This is a genomic window from Streptomyces tirandamycinicus, from assembly GCF_003097515.1.
GTDB classification, from domain to species: Bacteria; Actinomycetota; Actinomycetes; order Streptomycetales; family Streptomycetaceae; genus Streptomyces; species Streptomyces tirandamycinicus.
The window spans coordinates 1,620,638-1,643,736 of the sequence record NZ_CP029188.1 but is presented as its reverse complement, the minus strand read 5'-3'; the positions used below and the strand labels follow the sequence as shown (position 1 = coordinate 1,643,736).

The 23,099-nt window shown below is 73.4% G+C and carries 18 protein-coding genes; 13 read left to right on the top strand and 5 right to left on the bottom strand.

Annotated elements, in window-relative coordinates; genetic code table 11:
• Nucleotides 1-5: 5 nt before the first annotated feature.
• The 3 genes from DDW44_RS07290 to DDW44_RS07280 form a co-directional block, all read right to left on the bottom strand.
• Entirely contained in the window at nt 6-1,643 is a 1,638-nt protein-coding gene (locus DDW44_RS07290) for a PucR family transcriptional regulator (RefSeq protein WP_108905916.1), read from the bottom strand.
• A 40-nt stretch (nt 1,644-1,683) separates the two neighbouring features.
• Complete coding sequence (locus DDW44_RS07285) at nt 1,684-3,066, bottom strand: FAD-binding oxidoreductase (RefSeq protein ID WP_018892743.1); 1,383 nt, start codon at nt 3,064-3,066, stop codon at nt 1,684-1,686.
• Nucleotides 3,067-3,238: 172 nt separating this feature from the next.
• The gene (locus DDW44_RS07280; RefSeq protein WP_017945273.1) at nt 3,239-5,041 is read right to left on the bottom strand and encodes a glycoside hydrolase family 15 protein; all 1,803 of its coding nucleotides are present in this window, start codon (nt 5,039-5,041) and stop codon (nt 3,239-3,241) included.
• A 478-nt stretch (nt 5,042-5,519) separates the two neighbouring features.
• On the opposite strand from DDW44_RS07280, the gene DDW44_RS07275 reads away from it, so the two are divergent.
• The 9 genes from DDW44_RS07275 (at nt 5,520) to DDW44_RS07235 (ending at nt 17,080) form a co-directional block, all read left to right on the top strand.
• A complete protein-coding gene (locus DDW44_RS07275; protein ID WP_017945274.1) occupies nt 5,520-7,205 on the top strand; it encodes a CTP synthase in 1,686 nt (561 codons plus the stop codon).
• An 84-nt stretch (nt 7,206-7,289) separates the two neighbouring features.
• Nucleotides 7,290-7,916: an NUDIX domain-containing protein gene (locus DDW44_RS07270; protein ID WP_017945275.1), complete on the top strand. Its 627-nt coding sequence runs from the start codon at nt 7,290-7,292 to the stop codon at nt 7,914-7,916.
• A gap of 310 nt (nt 7,917-8,226) precedes the next feature.
• Nucleotides 8,227-10,356, top strand: a complete 2,130-nt coding sequence (locus tag DDW44_RS07265) for a tetratricopeptide repeat protein (RefSeq protein WP_108905915.1) — start codon at nt 8,227-8,229, stop codon at nt 10,354-10,356.
• Between the two features lie 161 nt (nt 10,357-10,517).
• Nucleotides 10,518-11,633 carry an alanine dehydrogenase gene (gene ald, locus DDW44_RS07260; protein ID WP_108908757.1) on the top strand — a complete coding sequence of 372 codons (1,116 nt, stop codon included), beginning with the start codon at nt 10,518-10,520 and terminating at the stop codon, nt 11,631-11,633.
• 390 nt (nt 11,634-12,023) lie between these two features.
• The gene (locus DDW44_RS07255; RefSeq protein ID WP_108905914.1) at nt 12,024-13,187 is read left to right on the top strand and encodes a ParA family protein; all 1,164 of its coding nucleotides are present in this window, start codon (nt 12,024-12,026) and stop codon (nt 13,185-13,187) included.
• Nucleotides 13,184-13,762 (top strand): hypothetical protein, encoded by a 579-nt coding sequence (locus DDW44_RS07250; protein WP_108905913.1) that lies wholly within the window; start codon nt 13,184-13,186, stop codon nt 13,760-13,762. Before DDW44_RS07255 ends, DDW44_RS07250 begins: the two co-directional genes overlap by 4 nt.
• A gap of 44 nt (nt 13,763-13,806) precedes the next feature.
• Nucleotides 13,807-15,222: a segregation and condensation protein A gene (locus DDW44_RS07245; RefSeq protein WP_108905912.1), complete on the top strand. Its 1,416-nt coding sequence runs from the start codon at nt 13,807-13,809 to the stop codon at nt 15,220-15,222.
• 203 nt (nt 15,223-15,425) lie between these two features.
• Entirely contained in the window at nt 15,426-15,998 is a 573-nt protein-coding gene (scpB, locus tag DDW44_RS07240) for an SMC-Scp complex subunit ScpB (RefSeq protein ID WP_051093206.1), read from the top strand.
• Nucleotides 15,998-17,080, top strand: coding sequence for a pseudouridine synthase (locus DDW44_RS07235; protein WP_018892750.1), 1,083 nt, complete (start codon nt 15,998-16,000; stop codon nt 17,078-17,080). The genes scpB and DDW44_RS07235 overlap by 1 nt, the downstream gene beginning before the upstream one ends.
• 207 nt (nt 17,081-17,287) lie before the next feature.
• Here DDW44_RS07235 and DDW44_RS07230 read toward each other — a convergent pair whose 3' ends face one another.
• The gene (locus tag DDW44_RS07230) at nt 17,288-18,298 is read right to left on the bottom strand and encodes a 1-aminocyclopropane-1-carboxylate deaminase/D-cysteine desulfhydrase (RefSeq protein ID WP_108905911.1); all 1,011 of its coding nucleotides are present in this window, start codon (nt 18,296-18,298) and stop codon (nt 17,288-17,290) included.
• Nucleotides 18,299-18,440: 142 nt separating this feature from the next.
• Between DDW44_RS07230 and pnuC the strand changes: the two genes are divergently transcribed.
• From pnuC to DDW44_RS07210, 4 genes are read left to right on the top strand one after another with little or no spacing between them, the layout of a single operon-like run.
• On the top strand, nt 18,441-19,139 hold the full coding sequence (gene pnuC / locus DDW44_RS07225) for a nicotinamide riboside transporter PnuC (protein ID WP_108905910.1): 699 nt from the start codon (nt 18,441-18,443) through the stop codon (nt 19,137-19,139).
• Complete coding sequence (locus tag DDW44_RS07220) at nt 19,136-20,242, top strand: AAA family ATPase (protein ID WP_108905909.1); 1,107 nt, start codon at nt 19,136-19,138, stop codon at nt 20,240-20,242. Before pnuC ends, DDW44_RS07220 begins: the two co-directional genes overlap by 4 nt.
• Nucleotides 20,239-20,967 carry an NUDIX hydrolase gene (locus tag DDW44_RS07215; protein ID WP_108905908.1) on the top strand — a complete coding sequence of 243 codons (729 nt, stop codon included), beginning with the start codon at nt 20,239-20,241 and terminating at the stop codon, nt 20,965-20,967. Before DDW44_RS07220 ends, DDW44_RS07215 begins: the two co-directional genes overlap by 4 nt.
• Entirely contained in the window at nt 20,964-22,004 is a 1,041-nt protein-coding gene (locus DDW44_RS07210; RefSeq protein ID WP_108905907.1) for an ADP-ribosylglycohydrolase family protein, read from the top strand. The genes DDW44_RS07215 and DDW44_RS07210 overlap by 4 nt, the downstream gene beginning before the upstream one ends.
• Nucleotides 22,005-22,154: 150 nt before the next feature.
• Here DDW44_RS07210 and DDW44_RS07205 read toward each other — a convergent pair whose 3' ends face one another.
• The gene (locus DDW44_RS07205) at nt 22,155-22,856 is read right to left on the bottom strand and encodes a nucleotidyltransferase domain-containing protein (protein WP_108905906.1); all 702 of its coding nucleotides are present in this window, start codon (nt 22,854-22,856) and stop codon (nt 22,155-22,157) included.
• Nucleotides 22,857-23,099 lie beyond the last annotated feature (243 nt).

Below are 23,099 nucleotides of genomic sequence, written 5' to 3'. Positions count from 1 at the left end.
GCCCCTCACAGCGTGTGGCGGCGGGCGCGCAGGGCCAGGGAGAGGGCCAGGACCGTCTGGGGGTCGTCCAGGTCGGTGCCGAGGAGTTCGGAGATGCGGGCCAGCCGGTTGTAGAGGGTCTGGCGGTTGAGATGGAGCTCGCGGGCCGTCTCCGCCTTGCGGCCCGCGTGGGCGAGGAACGTCGCGAGGGTGGGCAGCAGCGGCGGGCGGGACGTGCGGTCGTGCTCCAGCAGCGGGCCGACCGCGCGGTCCACGAACGCCGCCAGGTCCGGGTGCTCCCGCAGCCGCCACAGCAGCAGGTCGATGTCGAGACGGCGGGCGTCGTACCACGGGCGGTCGGGCAGCCCCTGCGCCGCCGCCGCGGTCTCCGCCGCGTGCCGCAGACCCGCCGATGCCGCCGCCCAGCCACCGGGCACGCCGACGACGACCACCGGCGGATGGGACCCGGCCCACGCGGGACCCGACATGCCGGCCCGTTCCAGGCCGGCGCGCAGCGCCGCCGCGACCCGGTCGGCCACCGCCGTACGCTCCGACTCCGAGCGCAGCCCCAGCAGCAGCGGCACCCGCCCCTCGACGGGGCGCACGCCGAGCAGCACGGGCACACCGACGGACGCCAGCTCCTCCAGCACCGCCCGGGCCAGCAGCGCCCAGTTGCCGGACGGGGAGAGCTCGGGGGCGAGCCGCATCACCGCCGGCAGCAGCGGGCCGTCACCGGGCCGGAATCCCAGCACCTTCGCCTGGGCGGGCGCGTCGTCCGCCGCGATGCGGCCCTCGGCGAGGTCGGTGAGGAAGTCACCGCGGCCGCGTGCCGCCAGCTCCTCCTCCTGCCGGGCCTGCATCAGGACGACCGCGAGCACCCCGGCCGCCCGTTCGGCAGCCATCCGGTGCACCGGAAGGAGCGGCCCGGACACCGCGAGCAGCACGAGCCGTGCCCGTACCGCGCCGGCGCCGTGGCCTCCGCCGGGCACGTCCACGAGGACCGACCCGGACGGCGGTCCCGCCTCCCGCGCCGACCGCTGGCCGCGCAGCCCCTCCCACACCTGGAGCGGGTCGGCCGCGGCCGGCCCGGTGCCGGTGCCCGCCGCGTACAGCAGCCGGCCGTCGGCGGCTTCCAGGAACACCGGGTTGGCGGTGAAGTCGGCCAGGACGCGCAGCACCCGGGGGATGCCGCCGCCTTCGAGGAGGGCGCGGGTGCACTGCCGGTACACCTCCTCCGCCTGCTGCAGCAGCGCGTAGTGCCCGTTGACGATCTCGGTGTGGACCTCCTCGGTCACCGAGACGAAGGGGACCTCGCGGTGGAGCTGGATCAGCGGCAGTCCGGCGGTCCTGGCGGCCTCGACGATGCTGGCGGGCAGCCGGGTGAAACGCGGGCCGAGTTCCACGACCAGCGCCGCGATCCCGCGGTCCGCGAGCCGGTGCACGAAGGCGCGCTGCTCCGCGGGTCGGGTGCCCAGCCCGAGCCCCGTGGTCAGCAGCAGTTCGCCGCCCTTGAGCAGTGAGGCGATGTGGGGCACCTCACCGGCGTGCACCCAGCGTACGGTGCGGTTCAGCCGGTCGGCTCCGGCGACGACCTCCGGAAGCCCGCCGCGCAGCGCGGGCAGTTCGAGCGCCCGCTGCACGGTGATCCCGCCCTGTGTTTCCATTGCCGGGACGCTACCTGGGCGAAACTTCGAAGGACAACTGTCAGCCCGGCTTGATGTTGTGGTTCAGTCGGAACACGTTGTCGGGGTCGTAGGCGGCCTTCACGCCGGCGAGCCGCCGGTAGTTCTCGGCGCCGAATCCGGCCACCACCCGCTCCCGGCCCTCGTCGCCGATGAAGTTCAGGTACACCTGTCCGACCGACCAGGGCGTCATGTCGGTCCGGGCGTCGCGGACCCACTGCCGGCCGCGCTCGTCGTCCGCCGGGTCCTCCCAGATGGCGAAGGGGTGCAGGACCCACTGGGCGGTACGCCACGGCAGCGGCCACTCGGAGTCGCCGCGGCGCAGCGCCCCGCCCATCGGGAAGAGGATGTGCTGGGTGTTCGACGGCACGATCATGCTGTCGGCGCGGGCGCAGAAGGCGTCCACCGCCGGGTCGGGCAGGGCCCGGAGGTACTCCGCCGACCAGTAGTTCCGCAGCCCGGGCGGGTCGTCGATCATGCACTGGAGTTCGGCGTACGGGAGCTCCTGCAGGATCTCGGCCTCGTGGCCGAGGCCGAGCAGCGGCGCCGCGGCCTTGCGCAGCTCCGGCTCCGGGCCGGCGTATGTCACCAGCACCAGGGCCACGGCCCGCCCCACCAGGTGCTCGGGCATGAAGTCCTCGGGCGGGCCGGTGAGGTAGATGAAGCCGCCGCCCGTCTCGTCCGGAGCGGACTCCAGCACCTCCCGGTACACCGGGAGCACCTCTTCCCCGCGCTCCGCGGGGAAGAACAGGAACGCGACGGACATGGCGGGCAGCGGATGCAGCCGCAGGGTCAGGGACGTGGCCACGCCGAAGTTCCCGCCGCCGCCGTGCAGCGCCCAGAACAGCTCCGGGTTCTCCTCCTCGCTCGCGTGCACCTCGGCGCCGTCGGCCGTCACCAGGTCCACGGCCACCAGGTTGTCGCAGGCGAGGCCGAACTTCCGCTCCAGCCAGCCCGATCCACCGCCCAGGACGAAGCCGCCCAGCCCGGTGGTGGAGGCCCGTCCGCCCGTGGTCGCCAGCGCGTACGGCTGGGTGGCCCGGTCCAGGTCGCTCATGGTGGCCCCGCCGCCGACGCGGGCGGTACGGGCGTCCGGGTCCACCGTGACGGCGTGCATCCGCCGCAGGTCGACCACGAGGCCGCCGTCGGTGGTGGCCAGCCCGGCGACGCCGTGGCCGCCGCCGCGGACGGCGAGCTCGAGGCCGTGCTCCCGGGCGAACCGGACCGCCGTGGCGACGTCGGCGGCCGACTCGCACTGGACGATCACCGAGGGCCGCCGGTCGATCATCGCGTTGAAGAGCGCCCGGGCCTCGTCGTAGCCGGCGTCGCCCGGGGTGATGGCCTCACCGGCCAGGGAGTCGCGGAGTCCCGCCAGGGCCGGCTCCGCGAGCGGTTGGGGCGCCATGATGCCCCCTTCCGGGGCGCGAACAGGACCTTCTCATCGTAGGTACGAGCGGTCCCGCCCCGCACATCCGCAGAAGCAGGCGGGGCCTCGGCCGGACGCGGAAGCAGGCGGGGCCTCGGCCGGACGCCGAAGAAGCGCCTGGCCTCGGTCGCCCGCGGAAGGAGGCGGGGCCTCAGCCGCCGTACGCGCCGGACGCGGTGAGCCGCAGCGCCGTGTCGATCAGCGGGACATGGCTGAACGCCTGCGGGAAGTTGCCCACCTGACGCTGCAGCCTCGGGTCCCACTCCTCGGCGAGCAGCCCGAGGTCGTTCCGCAGCGACAGCAGCTTCTCGAACAGCCGGCGTGCCTCGTCCACCCGCCCGATCATCGCCAGGTCGTCCGCGAGCCAGAACGAGCAGGCGAGGAACGCCCCCTCGTCGCCCTCGAGTCCGTCGACGCCGGCCTCGTCGCCCGCCGTCGGGTAGCGCAGCACGAAGCCGTCCGGCGTGGACAGCTCCCGCTGGATCGCCTCGATGGTGCCGATGACGCGCTTGTCGTCCGGCGGCAGGAAGCCCATCTGGGGGATGAGCAGCAGCGCGGCGTCGAGCTCCTTGGACCCGTAGGACTGCGTGAAGGTGTTGCGCTCCTTGTCGTAGCCCTTCTCGCAGACGTCCCGGTGGATCTCGTCGCGCAGCTCGCGCCAGCGCTCCAGGGGTCCGTCCGCGTCGCCCGACTCGATGAGCTTGATGGTGCGGTCGACGGCGACCCACGCCATCACCTTGGAGTGGACGAAGTGCCGGCGCGGACCGCGGACCTCCCAGATGCCCTCGTCGGGCTGGTCCCAGTGGTCCTCCAGGTACCGGATCAGCTTCAGCTGGAGCACCGAGGCGTAGTCGTTGCGGGACAGACCCGTCATATGCGCCAGGTGCAGGGCCTCGGTGACCTCGCCGTAGACGTCCAGCTGGAGCTGGTTCGCCGCGCCGTTGCCGACGCGTACCGGCGCGGAGCCCTCGTAGCCGGGCAGCCAGTCCAGTTCCGCCTCGCCGAGCTCCCGCTCACCGGCGATGCCGTACATGATCTGCAGGTTCTCCGGGTCGCCGGCGACGGCGCGCAGCAGCCACTCCCGCCAGGCCCGGGCCTCCTCCCGGTAGCCGGTGCGCAGCAGCGAGGAGAGGGTGATGGCGGCGTCGCGCAGCCAGGTGTAGCGGTAGTCCCAGTTCCGGACGCCGCCGATCTCCTCGGGCAGCGAGGTGGTGGGCGCGGCGACGATGCCGCCGGTCGGCGCGTAGGTGAGGGCCTTCAGCGTGATCAGCGAGCGGACCACCGACTCCCGGTAGGGGCCGTGGTACGTGCAGTGCTCGACCCACTCGCGCCAGAACTCCCCGGTGGCCTCCAGCGCCCCCTCGGGGTCGGGCAGCGCGGGCGGCTGGTGGTGCGACGGCTGCCAGCTGATGGTGAACGCGAGCCGTTCGCCGGGGGAGACCGTGAAGTCGGAGTAGGTGGTCAGGTCCTTGCCGTAGGTGTCGGCGGGGGTGTCCAGCCACACCGAGTCGGGGCCCGCGACGGCGACCGTGCGGTTGTCCACCTTGTGCACCCAGGGCACGACCCGGCCGTAGCTGAACCGCATCCGCAGGGCCGACCGCATCGGCACCCGCCCGCTGACGCCCTCCACGATCCGGATGAGCTGGGGTGCGCCGTCGCGGGGCGGCATGAAATCCGTCACACGTACCGTGCCGCGGGGGGTGTCCCACTCCGATTCCAGGATCAGGGAGTCGCCCCGGTAGCGCCGGCGGCTGGCCGCGGGCGGCTCCGCGTCCGCCGGGTACGCCGGCCCCAGGCGCCAGAATCCGTGCTCCTCGGTTCCGAGAAGACCTGCGAAGACGGCATGCGAGTCGAAGCGGGGGAGGCACAGCCAGTCGACTGTGCCGTCCCGGCAGACCAGGGCAGCGGTCTGCATGTCTCCGATGAGTGCGTAGTCCTCGATGCGCCCGGCCACGTGGATCTCCAGTCGAACGGCCACGTCGCCCAGCGTGGCACTTACTGCGGTCAAGGGTGTCAGTCGGTTGATGACGAGCTCGCTCCGGGAAGGGTGTCCCACCCAGGCGAAACTGTGAGGTAAAGGCGGGGGTGGTGCCGTTCACCGGCCTGGCTCGGCAGCGATATTCCGAATCAAGTGTCCGAGCAGGATACGACGCACCCCGGTGATCCGCGCGACGCTCTCGGCAATGCATCGCGGCCGAACGGGTGAGCGCCCGGTGAACCCCGGTGGAGCCCGCTGAAGGCCATCATGCCCCGTGTGGCCGGAAGCAGTCTCCCCGGGGCGCTGATACCCTGGTAGCCCGTGGACCGGTGGTGCCCCCGCTAGGGACGGCGGCCCCCGAACCGCAGCGACGGCACCCCGGGTGATCCCGGATGTTCCCCGTGGGCGCCGTTACGCACGACCACCTCGCGACCACGGGAGCCCCCTCTTGGCCATGCCGGCTCGTTCCTCGACATCCACGACGACCAAGCACATCTTCGTCACCGGGGGTGTCGCCTCCTCCCTCGGCAAGGGCCTGACCGCCTCCAGCCTGGGGGCGCTCCTGAAGGCGCGGGGCCTGCGGGTCACCATGCAGAAGCTCGACCCGTACCTGAACGTCGACCCGGGGACGATGAACCCGTTCCAGCACGGTGAGGTGTTCGTCACCAACGACGGCGCCGAGACCGACCTGGACATCGGCCACTACGAGCGCTTCCTCGACGTGGACCTCGACGGCTCCGCCAACGTCACCACCGGCCAGGTCTACTCGACCGTGATCGCCAAGGAGCGGCGGGGCGAGTACCTGGGCGACACGGTCCAGGTGATCCCGCACATCACCAACGAGATCAAGCACCGCATCCGCCGTATGGCCACGGACGACGTCGACGTGGTGATCACCGAGGTGGGCGGCACGGTCGGCGACATCGAGTCGCTGCCGTTCCTGGAGACCGTCCGCCAGGTCCGCCACGAGGTCGGCCGGGACAACGTCTTCGTCGTGCACATCTCGCTGCTGCCGTACATCGGGCCGTCCGGCGAGCTGAAGACCAAGCCGACCCAGCACTCGGTGGCGGCGCTGCGGAACATCGGTATCCAGCCGGACGCGATCGTGCTCCGCGCCGACCGCGAGGTGCCAACCGCCATCAAGCGCAAGATCTCGCTGATGTGCGACGTCGACGAGGCGGCCGTGGTCGCGGCCATCGACGCCAAGTCGATCTACGACATCCCGAAGGTGCTGCACACCGAGGGTCTGGACGCCTATGTCGTCCGCAAGCTCGACCTGCCGTTCCGCGACGTCGACTGGACGACCTGGGACGACCTGCTGGACCGGGTGCACAACCCCGACCACGAGGTCAGTGTCGCGCTCGTCGGCAAGTACATCGACCTGCCGGACGCCTATCTGTCGGTGACCGAGGCCATGCGCGCCGGCGGCTTCGCCAACAAGGCCCGGGTCAAGGTGAAGTGGGTCACGTCCGACGACTGCCGCACGCCCGCGGGCGCGCACAAGCAGCTCGGCGACGTCGACGCGATCCTGATTCCGGGCGGCTTCGGCGAGCGCGGTGTCGACGGCAAGGTCGGCGCGATCCGGTACGCACGGGAGAACCGGATCCCGCTGCTCGGCCTCTGCCTCGGCCTGCAGTGCATCGTGATCGAGGCGGCGCGCAACCTGGCCGGCATCCCCGACGCCAACTCCACGGAGTTCGACGCGGGGACCTCCCACCCGGTCGTCTCCACCATGGAGGAGCAGCTGGCGTACGTGGAGGGCGCGGGCGACCTGGGCGGGACGATGCGCCTCGGCCTCTACCCGGCCAAGCTCGCGGAGGGCTCCATCGTCCGCGAGGTATACGCCGACGAGCCGTACGTGGAGGAGCGCCACCGCCACCGCTACGAGGTGAACAACGCCTACCGGGCGGAGCTGGAGAAGAAGGCGGGCATCGTCTTCTCCGGGACCTCCCCGGACAACAAGCTCGTGGAGTACGTCGAGTACCCGCGCGAGGTGCACCCCTACCTGGTCGCGACCCAGGCCCACCCGGAGCTCCGCTCCCGCCCGACCCGTCCGCACCCGCTCTTCGCCGGCCTGGTGAAGGCGGCCGTGGAGCGGAAGACCGCGGCGCGGGACGCAGGACGCGGGACGGGCGAGTAGGGCGAAGGGCGTTACGGTGGCCGGGGCGGGGGACGGAAGGACGTCCCGCGCCCCGGTTCCGGCGTTATGGGAGGACGCACGCACATGACCATCAAGGACACCCCCGAGGAATGGCGGGTCACCGCCACCGCGACGCCGTTCCGGGGCAACAAGACGAGTGTCCGCACCGACGACGTGGTCATGCCCGACGGCTCGGTCGCGCGCCGCGACTACCAGGTGCACCCGGGGTCGGTGGCGGTGGTCGCGCTCGACGAGGACGGCCGGGTCCTGGTGCTGCGTCAGTACCGGCATCCCGTGCGGCACAAGCTCTGGGAGATCCCCGCCGGGCTCCTCGACGTCCCCGGCGAGAACCCGCTGACCGCGGCCCAGCGCGAGCTGTACGAGGAGGCGCACGTCAAGGCCGTCGACTGGCGGGTCCTCGCGGACGTGTACACCACACCGGGCGGCTGCGACGAGGCGGTGCGGATCTTCCTGGCCCGTGATCTGTCCGAGGTGGAGGGCGAGCGCTTCCAGGTCTCCGAGGAGGAGGCGGACATGGAGCTGGCCCGCGTCCCGCTCGGGGACCTGGTGCGCGGCGTGCTCGCCGGCGAGCTGCACAACAACTGCCTGGTGGTCGGCGTCCTCTCGCTGACCGCGGCGCTCGCGGGCGACGGACCGGACTCCCTGCGTCCCGCCGAGGCGCCCTGGCCGGCCCGCCCGTTCGAGGCGTAGGCCGGCGCCGGTTCCGGGCGCAGACCGGGCCCGCCGGCCGGCCCGTTCCGGGCGCAGGCCGGGGCCCGCCCGCGGCGGCCTCCGGCGGGGCCGCTGGTGCGCCGTCGTCCGGCACCCCGCAGGCAGGGCCGGTGCACGGCCCCGGTCCAGGGCTGGTGTGACCATCCGCTCATCCGATCGAGGGATACTCCCGCCGCGCGCCGCCGTGCTCTCCCGGATTCGGCGTGATCCCTGAACTACGCTCGGAGCGCCCGCCCGGGCACCCGGTGCGGGCTCGGCTCGTACGGTGACGGACTGGGGAGCGTGGCCCGTGACGGATCAGGCGGTGGACTTCGAGGAGCCCTCGTCCGAGAACCGCCCGTCGCAGGCAGGGCCCGTGCCGGAGGAGCGGACCGGACATGGGACCGTTGGCGCCGTGGGTGGGCGATTCATCGGGCGGCAGCGGGAGTTGAAGGCGCTGCGGGCCGACATCGAGCGGGCCGGGCTGGACACGATCTCCGGGCGCAAGGCGCCTCGCGCCCGGGTGCTGCTCGTCGCCGGGCGGCCCGGCTCGGGCCGGACGGCGCTCGCCGCGGAACTGACGCGGCGGCTGGCGGACGCGTACCCGGACGGGGTGCTGTGGGCCAGGCTCACCGAGCCCGGCGGCGAACCCGTCCCCGTCGGCCGCACCGCGCGGGGGCTTCTGGAGACGCTCGGCTCCGCCGCACCGGCCGGCGCCGACGAGGACGTGCTCACCGAGATGGTCCGCGAGGCCCTCGCCGGCCGGCGGTGCGTGCTCGTGCTGGACGACGCGGCCGACGCGGAGCAGGTGGACTCCCTGCTCCCGGACAATCCGGAGTGCCTGGTCGTCGCCGTCTCGCAGGGACCGCTCACCGGCATCCCCGATGTGCGGCCGTGCACCATCGGCGGCATGGACGCCAAGTCGGCGATCGAGCTGCTGAGCCGTTTCACCGGGTCGGTGCGGGTCACCGTCGACCCGCAGGCCGCCGAGTCGCTGGTCGAGCAGTGCGGCGGGCAGCCCGCCGCGATGATGCTGGTCGGCGGCTGGCTGGCGGCCCGGCCCCAGGCCTCGGTCGCCGACGCGACCAAGCAGCTGCACGGGCTGCCGGACGATCCGGAGGCACCCGTCGGCGCCCGGCCGCTGGCCCGGGCGTTCCGGCTGGTCCACGACTCGCTGCCGCAGTCCGCGGCGCGGCTGCTGCGGCTGCTGGCCCTCGCCCCCGCCGGGCGGGCGGACGCGCACATCGCGTCGGCGCTGGCCGGATGCTCGGTGTCGGCGGCCCGCTCGACCCTGGAGGACTTCGCCGCGCTCGGGCTGCTGCACGCCGCCGGCGGCGTGGCGGAGGGCGGCGTGGCACGGGGAAGCGCCCCGGAGGGCGGCGAGCCGGTGGGCGGCGGACAGTACGAGGTGCCCGGCTGCCTCGCCCCGCTGCTGCAGGCACTGGTGACCGAGGAGGAGCGGCCCGCGGAGGTGCAGCTCGCCCGGGCCCGGATGCTGGAGCGGACCGTACGGCTGCTGCAGTCCTGCCGCGCCGTCACCGAACCCGAGGGCTCCGCGGCCCGCAGGAAGATCGCGGGGCTGCCGCGCGCCCTGCGGTTCCCCGGCGCCGAGGCCGCCGGGGCCTGGCTGGAGGCGCGCCGGCCCGTGCTGATCGCCGCCGCCCGGATCGCGGTGGCCGACGGGGAGCTGGACACCCTGGCCCGGCGGCTGATCTCCGCGCTCGTCCGGGCCCTGGTGGCGCACCGCGGCACGGAGCCGGCCGCGCCCGAGCTCTACGGACTGCACCAGCTCGTCCTGGATGTGGCCGTGCGCCGCGGACTGCACCGGGAGCAGGCCGCCGCGCTGCTGAACCTGGCCGACCTGGACGCGCAGACGGGCCGGACCCAGGACGCACTGGCGCGGTACCGGGCCGCCCTGGACGCCGGCCGGCGCGGAAACGACCCGTACGCGGTGGCCAGGGCGATGGAATCCGTAGGCGGCGCCTACCAGGAGCTCGGGGACTGGGAGCGGGCGGCTGACTGGTACGGGCGCGCCCTCTCCCAGCGCCTCTCCCGGGGCGAGCGGGCCGACGAGGCCCGGCTGTACGGGCGGCTGGGGGGCGTGCACACCTACGCCGGGCGGTACGGGGAGGCGCTGCGCAGCTGGCGGGCGGCCGCGGCGGGCTACCGGCGGCTCGGTGATCTGCCCGGTCACGCGCGGGCGTTGAGCGAGGCGGCCCGGGTCCAGGAGTACGCGGGCCGCCCGGAGGACTCGCTGCGCACCTGCGAGGAGGCCGTGGCCTGGGCGCGCCGGGCCGGGGACCTGCGGCTGCAGGCCGCGCTGCAGCTGCGGCTGGCCGACACGCTGGAGCGTCTCGGTGACGCCGCCGCGGCCGGACTGCATCGTTCCGCCGCTGATCGACTGCTGGAAGGCAATGCTTCCGGCCTGCGAAATCCGTAGTCTTCTCGTCAGAGAAAGTTACTTTGCAAGGCTAGACAGCTGGAAGTCCTTCATTAGACTGGCTCTGCCGGGTGTCGCCCCGGTCCATCCGATACGCCCGGCGTATCCGGGTAACTATGGAACTGCACCAGAATCCCCCTGAGCCAAGGACCGTGATCGACGTGAAGGTCGGCATCCCCCGCGAGGTCAAGAACAACGAGTTCCGGGTGGCCATCACCCCCGCCGGCGTGCACGAACTCGTGCGCAACGGCCACCAGGTGTTCATCGAGGCGAACGCCGGGGCCGGCTCGTCGATCACGGACGAGGAGTTCGTCGCCGCGGGCGGGCGGATCCTCCCCACCGCCGACGAGGTGTGGGCCACCGCCGACATGGTGCTCAAGGTGAAGGAGCCCATCGCGGAGGAGTACCACCGCATGCGCAAGGACCAGGTCCTCTTCACCTACCTGCACCTCGCCGCGTCCAAGGAGTGCACGGACGCCCTGATCGAGTCCGGCACCACCGCCATCGCCTACGAGACGGTCGAGCTCCCCAACCGCTCGCTGCCGCTCCTCGCCCCGATGTCCGAGGTCGCGGGCCGGCTGGCCCCGCAGGTCGGCGCCTACCACCTGATGCGCCCGGCCGGCGGCCGCGGCGTGCTGCCGGGCGGCGTCCCGGGAGTCACCCCGGCCAAGGCCGTCGTCATCGGCGGCGGGGTCTCCGGCTGGAACGCCACCCAGATCGCCGTCGGCATGGGCTTCGAGGTGACGCTGCTGGACCGCGACATCAACAAGCTGCGTGAGGCCGACAGGATCTTCGGTACGAAGGTCAAGGCCGTCATGTCCAACTCCTTCGAGCTGGAGAAGGCCGTCCTCGACGCCGACCTCGTCATCGGCGCGGTGCTCATCCCCGGCGCCAAGGCCCCCAAGCTGGTCACCAACGAGCTCGTCTCCCGGATGAAGCCGGGAAGTGTCCTTGTCGACATCGCGATCGACCAGGGCGGCTGCTTCGAGGACTCCCGTCCGACCACGCACGCCGAGCCGACCTTCCGGGTCCACGAATCGGTCTTCTACTGCGTCGCCAACATGCCCGGCGCGGTGCCGAGCACCTCCACCAACGCGCTCACCAACGCCACGCTCCCGTACGTCGTGTCGCTGGCGAACAACGGCTGGGCCGAGGCGCTCCGCCGTGATCCGGCGCTGGCCAAGGGCCTCAACGTCCATGAGGGCCAGGTCGTTTACCAGGAGGTGGCCGAGGCGCACGGCCTCACCGGGGTCGAGCTGAACACGCTGCTCGGCTGACGCCCGGCGGCGGCTGACCGCCCGGTCAACCCGGGTCGTCAACATCACTTATCCGGCCGGACCTTGAGGAGCGAGGTCCGGCCGGACGTGTGTCCGGCCGACGGGGACCGCTCGCTCAACTCGCCTTGAACGTAACCCTTCAACCGATTCGCACCTCCGCGAAAGGCGCGGAACGGCCGCTGTGCACCCTTGACAGCGGGGTGTTCGGTTGCCGACACATCGGGCCGGGTCCGGCGGATTGTGTTGCTGCGGAGTGGTGACACGCCATAGAGTCGCCAACCGTCGGCATGGTGCCACGCTGACCTATCGATAAGTTGCCTGGTCACGTCCAAGGAGGTAAGACGACTTGTGAATGAGTCGACATTTTCTCCCGGGGGCGGACAACCGGGAATGCTCACGGTGCGCCCCCTGGGCGTGGAGGTACCCCCGACGCCGGGCCGGGCGCCCTCGTCCGGGCCCGAAGCTGTCGGCTCCGTCGCTGTCCGTACCTTCGCGACGCACCAGCACACGACGACGACAGCCCACACGATGAAGATGACGGACGGCCAACACGTGAACGCCATGGCCGGCAACGGGAGTGGCCGAGAGTCCACCCACTTCGCCGACTACGACGAGGTGCCCGAGGGGCACTTCTACGACCCCGACGCCGAGTACGAGCCCGATCCGGAGTACGCGGCCACACTCGCCCCCGACGCGGCCCGCCAGCGCCGCGAGCGCATCGGCCCGACCGGGCGCCCGCTGCCGTACTTCCCGATCCCGGGCCCGCTCACCGACCACGGCCCCGCGAAGATCATCGCAATGTGCAACCAGAAGGGCGGCGTCGGCAAGACGACGTCGACCATCAATCTGGGTGCCGCGCTCGCGGAGTACGGCCGCCGGGTGCTGCTCGTCGACTTCGACCCGCAGGGAGCCCTGTCGGTCGGACTCGGCGTGAACCCGATGGAACTCGACCTCACCGTCTACAACCTGCTCATGGAGCGGGGCATGTCCGCGGACGAGGTCCTGCTGAAGACCGCCGTGCCCAACATGGACCTGCTGCCCAGCAACATCGACCTCTCGGCGGCCGAGGTCCAGCTCGTGAGCGAGGTCGCGCGCGAGTCCACGCTGCAGCGCGCCCTGAAGCCGCTGCTGCAGGACTACGACTACATCGTGATCGACTGCCAGCCGTCGCTCGGCCTGCTGACCGTCAACGCCCTGACGGCGGCTCACAAGGTCATCGTGCCGCTGGAGTGCGAGTTCTTCGCCCTGCGCGGCGTCGCCCTGCTCACCGAGACGATCGAGAAGGTCCAGGAGCGGCTCAACCCGGACCTGGAGCTCGACGGCATCCTCGCCACCATGTACGACTCGCGCACGGTGCACAGCCGTGAGGTGCTGGCGCGGGTGGTCGAGGCGTTCGACGACCACGTCTACCACACGGTCATCGGGCGCACGGTGCGCTTCCCGGAGACGACGGTCGCCGGGGAACCCATCACCACGTACGCGTCCAACTCCGTCGGTGCCGCCGCCTACCGCCAGCTCGCCAGGGAGGTGCTCGCCCGGTGTCACGCCGAGTGAGTCTGCCCGGAGCCGACGAACTGTTCCGTACGACCGGGGGCATGGGGCTGCAGTCCTCGTCCCCGAGGCGGGGGCCGGCGGGGGCGAACGGCGAGGCGCGGGTGCCGGCGCCCGCCGGGGAGAGCGACCCGGTGGAGCCGCCTCCGGCCGGGCCGCACAGTCCGCCCGCGGCGTCCGGACCGGGCGCCCCGGCGGCCTCCGAGGAGCACTCCTCGGCCGGGGACACGGAGGCGTCCGTGCCGCGCAGCCGCGCCGCGGACGGCGATCAGCCGTCCCCCGCGGCACAGGCCGCGCAGAAGAGCCGCCGCCCGCAGGAGGCCGCCGCCCCGCGCCGCCGGGGACGCGCGGCGGGCCGCAGGCCCAGCGGCCGGGAACGGCACGACGAGAAGATCACGGTCTATGTCTCGGCCGAGGAACTGATGGACCTCGAGCACGCCCGGCTGGTGCTGCGCGGCGAGCACGGGCTGGCCGTGGACCGCGGGCGCATCGTCCGCGAGGCGGTGGCGGTCGTCCTGGCGGACCTGGAGTCCCGGGGCGACGCGAGCATCCTGGTGCGGCGCCTGCGCGGCCGCTGACCGGATAGCCTTCGCGCGACGTTCCTTCCGCCCCCTGGACCACGATGCCGCCGAACGACCCCGCCGACCCCGCCGACCCCGCCTATCCCTCCGACCCCCCGCCCCCGGCCCGCCCGCCCCGCCGCACCCTGGGCCGCGGCCCGGGTACGGCCCCCGCGCCGCCGGAGGCTCCGGACGCCGCCCGCGAGGCCCCCTCGGCGACCCGGCGGGCGCCCGGGGCACCGGGCGGTACCCCCGGGCCCGGTGACCCCCTTCCCGAGACGGCTGCCGGCGGCGGGCCGGACCCGGGGCAGGGCCGGCAGCAGCCGTCCGTCCCGGAGCCCGACGACTCCACGGCCGCCTTCACCGCGGAGGCGACACCCACCCCGGCGCGGGTGGCGGTCCCTGATCCAGTCGCCGATCCGGTCGCCGATCCGGTGCCGGTTGCGGATCCGGTGCCGGACGCGGTCGCCGACCCGATGCCGGTCGCCGACCCGGTGCCGGACGCGGTGGCCGATCCTGCCGTCGCTCGGGGGCCCGTCGCCGATCCGGTGCCGGTTGCGGTGGCCGATACGGTCGCCGCTCGGGCTGCCGCTCCCGCTCCGTGCGCGCCGCCGGCCGGCGCGCCGACGGTGCCCGGGGAGGACGCCGCGGCGGCGGGGCCCGTCGCGGAGCCGGTCGACGACGGGCGGTTCACGGTTCGGCTGGCGAACTTCGAGGGGCCGTTCGACCTGCTGCTGCAGCTCATCTCCAAGCACAAGCTCGATGTCACCGAGGTCGCGCTGTCCAAGGTCACCGACGAGTTCATGGCGCACATCCGCGCGATGGGCCCCGACTGGGACCTCGACCAGACCACCGAGTTCCTCGTCGTCGCGGCGACCCTGCTGGACCTGAAGGCCGCCCGGCTGCTGCCGGCCGCCGAGGTGGAGGACGAGGCGGATCTCGCGCTGCTGGAGGCGCGGGACCTGCTGTTCGCCCGGCTGCTCCAGTACCGCGCGTACAAGCGGGTCGCCGAAATCTTCAGGGACAGGCTGGACGAGGAGTCCCGGCGCCACCCCCGTACCGTCGGCCTGGAGGACCACCACGCCGAGCTGCTGCCCGACGTCGTCATCAGCATCGGCGCGGAGGGCTTCGCCAGGCTCGCGGTCAAGGCGATGCAGCCCAAGCCCACGCCGCAGGTGTACGTGGAGCACATCCACGCGCCGCTGGTGAGCGTGCGCGAGCAGGCCGAGGTCGTCGTGGGCCTGCTGCGGGAGCGCGGCCGGGCGAGCTTCCGGGAGCTGACCGAAGGTGCGGCGGACACCCTCACCGTGGTCGCCCGGTTCCTCGCCCTGCTGGAGCTCTATCGTGAGAAGGCCGTCGTCCTGGACCAGGAGGACGCGCTGGGGGAGCTCGTGATCACCTGGGCCGGCGGCGAGGCCGGCGCACACGTCACCGACGAGTTCGACCGGACCCCCGAGAGCATGGAGGACAAGGCGTGAGCGACGAGTCCGGAGAGTCCACCCCGTCCGGGGCACGCACCGCCGACGTGCCCGGGACCCGCACCGCCCTCGCGCCCGGGTCGGCCGCCGCGTCCGGTACCGTCACGGCGCCCGGAGCCGGGGACGAGCCCCGGGCCGGGGACGCCTCCGGCGCCCGGTCCGTGCTCAAGCCCGCCCTCAAGCCCGCCCTCGAGGCCGTCCTGATGGTCGTCGACGAACCCGCCACCGAGGAGCACCTCGCCAAGGTCCTCGAGCAGCCGCGCCGCGCCGTCGCCGACGCCCTGCGGGAGCTCGCCGACGAGTACACGATCCAGGGCCGCGGCTTCGAGCTGCGGCTCGTCGCCGGAGGCTGGCGCTTCTACACCCGTCCCGAGCACGCCGCCGCCGTGGAGCGGTTCGTCCTCGACGGCCAGCAGGCCCGGCTCACCCAGGCCGCCCTGGAGACGCTGGCGGTGGTCGCCTACCGGCAGCCGGTCAGCCGTTCCCGGGTCTCGGCGGTGCGCGGAGTGAACTGCGACGGCGTCATGCGGACCCTGCTCCAGCGCGGTCTGGTGGAGGAGGCGGGCACGGAACCCGAGACAGGTGCGATCCTGTACAGGACGACGAACTACTTCCTGGAGCGGATGGGCCTGCGCGGTCTGGACGAGCTCCCCGAGCTCGCGCCGTTCCTCCCCGAGGCGGAGGCGATCGAGGCCGAGACCCAGGAGGGCGTCCCGTCGTTCGATCCGGACGCACCGGACACAGACGCAGACGACACGACGACGACGGAACTTTGATGCGAAGCAGCGGCAGGAACAGCAGCGGACGCGGCGACTACCGGGGTGCCGGTGGGGGCGCCGCCCGGTCGAGGAGCGGGGGACAGCGCGACGACAAGCCGAAGCGCGCGGGCAAGCCCCGTCCCGAGGAGCGCCGCTACGACGTGGGGGGCCCGGCCTCCGAGGGCCAGAAGAAGGGCCGCGGCGCGGCCGCCCGGGGCGGTGCCAAGGGCGGGCCCAAGCAGTCCCCGCAGCGCGGCGGCGGCCGTACGGCCCCCGCGCGCTCCCGCGAGTACGAGGCCCGTGCCGAGGAGCGCAACCGCGAGCGCCACGCGGACAAGCCCCGGACGAGCACGCCCAGGACGTTCCCGGGTGCCGAGCAGGAGGGCGAGCGGCTGCAGAAGGTGCTCGCCCGCGCCGGCTACGGCTCCCGGCGCGCCTGCGAGGAGCTGATCGACCAGGCGCGGGTCGAGGTCAACGGCGAGATCGTGACCGAGCAGGGGCTGCGGGTCGACCCGGCCAAGGACGTGATCAAGGTCGACGGGCTGACCGTCGCCACGCAGTCGTACCAGTTCTTCGCGCTGAACAAGCCGGCCGGCGTCGTCTCCACGATGGAGGACCCGGACGGCCGCCAGTGCCTCGGGGACTACGTCACCAACCGCGAGACCCGCCTGTTCCACGTCGGCCGGCTCGACACCGAGACCGAGGGCATCATCCTGCTCACCAACCACGGCGAGCTGGCGCACCGGCTGACCCACCCCAAGTACGGCGTGAAGAAGACCTACCTCGCCGCGGTCCAGGGCCCCCTTCCGCGCGAGGTCGGCAAGCGCCTCCGGGAAGGCATCCAGCTGGAGGACGGGTACGCCCGCGCCGACCACTTCCGGGTCGTGGAGCAGATCGGCAAGAACTACCTCGTCGAGGTCGTGCTGCACGAGGGCCGCAAGCACATCGTCCGGCGCATGCTGGCCGAGGCGGGTTTCCCGGTCGACAAGCTCGTGCGGACGGCGTTCGGCCCCATCGCGCTCGGCGACCAGAAGTCCGGCTGGCTGCGCAGGCTGAGCAACACCGAGGTCGGCATGCTGATGAAGGAAGTCGGCCTCTGACGGCTGCCGTTCTCCGGCGGGGGGCTCGGCGGGAGCGCTTGTCGTTCTCCGGCGGGGTGCGGTGGGAGCGCCTGCCGTTCTCCGGCGGGGCCCGGCGGAAGCGACTGCCCGCCGCGCCTCCGCCGCCGGTGACGCCGAACGCCCGGGAACCGGGCGCCCGCCCTCCGTGACGGGCGGTCGGCGCCTGGGTGCCCACCGCGCCGCCCGTCAGGCGCCGTCCCGGGGCCCGTGGGTCTGCAGGAAGAGCACCGGACCGGCGCCGAAGCGGCCGTCGGCCGCCATGTCCAGCAGGGCGCCCAGCGCCTTGGCCGTGTAGACGGGTTCGAGTGCCAGCCCCGCTTGGTCCGCCGCCAGGCGCCGGGCCCGCAGTGCGCCCGGGGTGGGGTGCCCGTAGCCGCGCCCCAGCCAGTCCCGCACGAGCGTGACGTCGTCCGGTGCGACCACGTCGCCGGGCAGCTTCGCGCCCCGTGCGCGCAGCAGCCGTCCGGTCCGGGCGGCGAGCGCGGAGACGGTGCGCGCGTCGAGCCGGAGCGTGTCGTTGACGACCACGCCGACGACCCGGGTGCGCTCCAGGCCGGCGAGCCGCAGGCCGAGGGCGAGGCCGGCCGCCGTCCCCCCGGAGCCGACGGCGGTCACCACGTGGGAAGGCTCGGGGACGGCCCCCGCGGCGATCTGGTCGGCGAGTTCGAGGGCCGCCTCCACATAGCCGAGGGCGCCGACCGGGGACGAGCCGCCGGCGGGCAGGAAGTACGGCGGGCGCCCGTGCGCCGAGTGGCGCAGGAAGAGCCAGGGCGCCGCGGCGATCGTCCGGGCCCTGGTGCGGGTGAAGTGGAGGGTCGCGCCGGACCGGCGCAGCCGCTCCAGTTGCCCGCGGACGTGGTCGTCGAAGGGCTGGTCGACCAGGGCGACGGCCGTCCGCAGCCCCCGTTCCCTCGCGTAGAGGGCCGTCGCCAGGCCCCAGTTGGTGCCCGTGCCTCCCACCGTGAGGATCGTGCGGGCGCCGCGGCGGAGCACATCGGGGAGGATCCACTCCAGTTTGCGCACCTTGTTGCCGCCCCAGCCCCCGGAGCCGTACCCGCTCTCGTCCTTGCACCACAGCGGTACCCGGCCGGTGAGACCGCTCAGCACCCGCACGGGCGTCGGCCCGTCGCCGAGCGGCATCCGCGGCAGTGCCCCGGCCGCCTCGGGGAAACTCCTGTGCAGCAACGGCATGTTCATCCCGTTCCGTTCCCTTCACCCGGTCTGTGACGGCGCCGGGGTGCCCGCGCCGGATGCCGTGCCCCAGCCTTCCGCCGTCCTGCTTGCCGGGCCACCCCTTCCACCTTTATAGTCATAGTGACTCTAAAGAAGGGGGGCGATCGTGAGCCTCGCGGAGGTACTCGCGCCGTTGCAGCAGCCGCTGTTCACGCCGCTCGGCACGCCGGTCAGCTGGACCGAGGTGCTCGGCTTCGGCACCGGGGCCCTGTGCGTCTGGCTCGTGGCCCGGCAGCACATCGCCAACTGGCCCGTCGGCATCGCCAACAACGTGCTCTTCGTCCTGCTCTTCACCCAGGCCGGCCTGTACGCCGACGCGGGGCTGCAGGTCGTCTTCATCACCCTCGCCGTGTACGGCTGGTGGACCTGGACCCACGGGGGTGGACCAGGCTCCGACACCCTCCCGGTGCGCCGCACCACGCGCGCCGAGTGGACGTGGCTGCTCGCGGCGGGGGTGGTGGGGACAGCCGGGCTGACACTGCTCCTGGACCGGGCCACCGACTCGGACGTCCCGTTCTGGGACGCGCTCACCACCGCGCTGTCCCTCATGGCGACGTACGGGCAGTGCCGCAAGCGGCTGGAGTCCTGGTGGCTGTGGATCGCGGCGGACGTGGTCTATGTGCCGCTGTACGCGTACAAGGAGCTGTACCTCACCGCGCTGCTGTACATCGGCTTCATGACGCTGTGCGTCCTCGGGCTGCGGAACTGGTCGCGCGACCTGGCGGCCCGGCAGCCCCTGCCGGTGCCCACCGGCGCGGCGCGGCAGGACGCGCCGGTGGACGCGACCGCGGAGGCGACGACGTGAGGCGCTACCGGCACGGGCTCGTCCTCGGCAAGTTCTATCCGCCGCACGCGGGCCACCACCACCTGGTACGGACCGCGCGCGACCGCTGCGACCGGCTGACCGTCCTCGTCTGCGCCGCGTCCGTGGAGTCGATCCCGCTCGACGCCCGCACGGCGTGGATGAGCGAGGTGCACCCCGACGTCCGGGTGGTCGGCGCCGTCGACGACATCCCCGTCGACATCACCGACCCGGCGGTGTGGGACGCGCACATGGCGGTCTTCCGATCGGCCGTCCCCGAGCGCGTGGACGCCGTGTTCACCTCCGAGGCGTACGGCGAGGAACTGGCCCGCAGGTTCCGCGCCGACTCGGTCTGCGTCGACCCGGGGCGCACGGTCTTCCCGGTCTCCGGCACCGCCGTGCGCGACGACCCCGCCGGCTGCTGGGACTTCCTGGAGCCGCCGGTACGCGCCGCCCTCGCCCGGCGGGTCGTCGTCCTCGGCGCGGAGTCCACCGGCACCACCACCCTGGCCGACGCGCTCGCCGCCCACTACCGGGCGCGCGGCGGCATCTGGGCGCGCACCGCGGTGGTACCCGAGTACGGCAGGGAGTACAGCGAGCGGAAGCTCGCGGCCCTGCGCGCCGAACAGCCGGGCGCGGTCTGGTCCGACGTCCGCTTCGACACCGACGACTTCCCGCTGATCGCCCGGCGCCAGACCGAACGGGAGAACGCCGCGGCCCGGACCGGCTCCCCGGTCCTGATCTGCGACACCGACGCCTTCGCCACCACCGTCTGGCACGAGCGCTATATGGGCGGCCCGCACGAGGAGGTCGCCCGGATCGCCGCGGCCGGCCGCGGCGACCTCTGGGTGCTCACCGACCACGAGGGAGTTCCCTTCGAGGACGACGGCCTGCGCGACGGCGAACATCTGCGCCCCTGGATGACCGCCCGGTTCACCGAGGAACTCACCCGCACCGGACGGCGGTTCGTCACCGTCACCGGACCGCGTGAACAGCGGCTGGCCGCCGCCGTCGCCGCCGTCGACGAACTGCTCGCCGAGGGCTGGTACTTCGCCGACCCCCTGCCCACCCGCGGCGGGGACGCACCCGTGCCGGAGCTCCGGTGACCGTCGAGGGATACGACCCGAGGGCGTTCCCGCCCTTCGCCGTCACCGTGGACCTCGCCGTCTTCACGGTCCGTGACGGCCTGCTGCACGTCCTGCTGATCGAACGCGGCACCGAGCCGTACAAGGGCGCCTGGGCGCTGCCCGGCGGCTTCATCCTCCCGCGGGAGTCCGCCGAGCAGGCCGCCCGCCGTGAACTCGCCGAGGAGACCGGCCTGTCGGAGACCACCGTCGCCGGCCTCCACCTGGAGCAACTGCGCACCTACAGCGACCCCGGCCGGGACCCGAGGATGCGGGTCGTGTCGGTCGCCTACACCGCCCTCGTGCCCGACCTGCCCGAACCGATCGGCGGCGGCGACGCCGCACACGCCCGCTGGGTGGCCCACGGCAGCCGGGCACGCCTCGCCTTCGACCATGAGCGCATCCTCGCCGACGCCCATGAACGCGTCGGCGCCAAACTCGAGTACACCGGCCTCGCCACCGCCTTCTGCCCCGCCGAGTTCACCCTCGGCGAGCTGCGGCAGGTGTACGAGACCGTCTGGGGCGTCGAACTCGACCGCCCCAACTTCCGGCGCAAGGTCCTCACCACGCCAGGCTTCGTGGAAGCCGTCGAAGGACGCGCGCGCCTGACCGGCGGCCGGGGGAAACCGGCCGCGCTCTACCGCGCGGGGCCGGCGAACGCCCTGCACCCTCCGCTTCTGCGACCGGAAGGACGGCAATCGACATGAAGGACCCGACCGGCCTGGCGGCGGCGAGGACCGCCACCAAGCAGGCCGCCACCGGCGCCCTCGTCGGGCTGGCGCTCGGCGACGCGCTCGGCTTCCCCACCGAGTTCAAGGACGTGCCGTCGATCCTCGCCTCGTTCGGTCCCTGGCGGGAGGCGGCCCTGCCGAGGCCCGCGGTCGTCACCGACGACACCCAGATGACGCTCGCGCTGGCCCGCGCCATCCGCACGGCCACGGACCGGGGACTGCTCGCCCCGCTGCGGCTGACCCGGCCGCTGCGCGAGGAGTTCGTGGACTGGTACCACTCGCCCGACAACAACCGCGCCCCCGGCCGCACCTGCCTGGTCGCCTGCCGCAAGCTCGACAGCGACATGCCGTGGCAGGAGGCCAGCCAGATCGCGTCCAAGGGCTGCGGAGCGAACATGCGCGTGGCGCCCGTCGGGCTGGTGCCCGGCCTCAGCGACGGCCAGCGCGCCGGAGCCGCCCAGCTCCAGGCCGCGCTCACGCACGGCCACCCGACCGCCCTGGCCGCCTCCGACCTCACCGCACGGGCCGTGTACCTGCTGGCGCGCGGCACGGAACCCCTCGGCCTCGTCGGACGGCTGCGGTCGTACGCGTACGAGAACCGCTCCCGCTACCACCACGGCTGGCTCGGCGACCTCTGGACATACGCCCACGACGCCACGCCGGAGGACTTCATCGAGCGCGGCTGGGACGAGTGCCTCGCGGCGCTGGAGCGCCTGGCCGCCGCCCTGCGCGACCCCGACCCGGAGACCGACCCCTGCCTCGCCACCGGCGACGGCTGGATCGCCGAGGAGGCCCTCGCCACCGCGCTGCACTGTTTCCTGCTCTTCCCCGAGGAGCCGCTGACGGTGCTGCGCCGCGCCGCGTGCACCCGGGGGGACTCCGACTCGATCGCCTGCCTCGCGGGCGCCTTCGCCGGGGCGCACCTCGGTGCCCGGGCCTGGCCCAAGGAGTGGGAGGAGCGCATCGAGTACCGCAGCGAACTGCTGACCCTGGGTGCCCTTTGGGACGCCTGAGCCGGCGCACCGGCCCTTCACCCCGCCGAGTTCGCGGTCGGACTCCGTGCGCGCGGAGGTGAGAGGACCGCACTCCGCCCAGGGCCGGGCCCGGGCGCGCTCGTCACCGCCCGACGAGGCCACCGCCCGCCACGACCTGCACGACTTGCCTTACGGACCCTGCTGGGCCTCCCGCAGCGCCGACGCCCGCCGTACCCGGACCAGGAAGTCCTCCACCCGCGCCCGGTCCGGCTCGGCGGGGAGCGGGCTCCCGGCCACCGCGGTGTCCGCCTCCGCGGCGAGCCGGGCGGTCCAGGACTCCACCTCGGGCCAGGGCACCTCGCCCCGCCTGACCGCGAGCAGCCGCTCACGGCCGTCGCCCACGTCGGTCACCAGCCGGCCCGTGCGGAGGAGGTCGCGGCACGTCGCCAGCAGCCGCAGCAGATGCATCGCGTGCTTCCAGCGCGGAGCGCCGTACTGCCGGACGTCCGCGTCCAGCTTGCGCCGCTGGCCGACTGCGTAGCGGACGAACGTCTCGTGGACCCGCCGGGACAGGAACGCGTCGCGCAGCGCGAGCAGTTCACGGCCGGTGTCGTCGACGCGCTCCACGAGGGGGGAGTGCAGGCACTCCAGGATGTTCGGGTTGGCCCGCAGCGCCAGCTCGCAGAAGCGCTCCAGCTCCCACGAGAACTGCTCCTCCGCGGGACCGTCCACATGGGTCGGGGGCTTGTCGAACCGCCAGTACAGGGCGGTCGGTGCGAGGAACACACCGCGGAGGTCGGTGTCGCTGCCGTCCGTGGCCAGGCCGAAGGCCCGTGACCCCATCACACAGGAGTAGATCGTGTGGTCGCGCACCAGGTCCTCGGGAGTCATGGACGAAGGCTACGTGAACCCGGCCGAGGGCCGGGGCGAAGGCGGGCAGGGCTCCCAAGTGCGGTGACGGGCCCGTACGGCGCGCAGGGCGAGCCGGGCCCGCCCGGTCCGGAGGGGCCTGGGGGCCCGCAGGTCTACGGGCGGCCGCAGGGTCCGCCCGGCGGGTCCGCACCGGGGGAGCCTTGGCATACCCGGACGGCTTGCACACGAACGACGTTCCCTCGCCGGGGACTACGCCCGTAC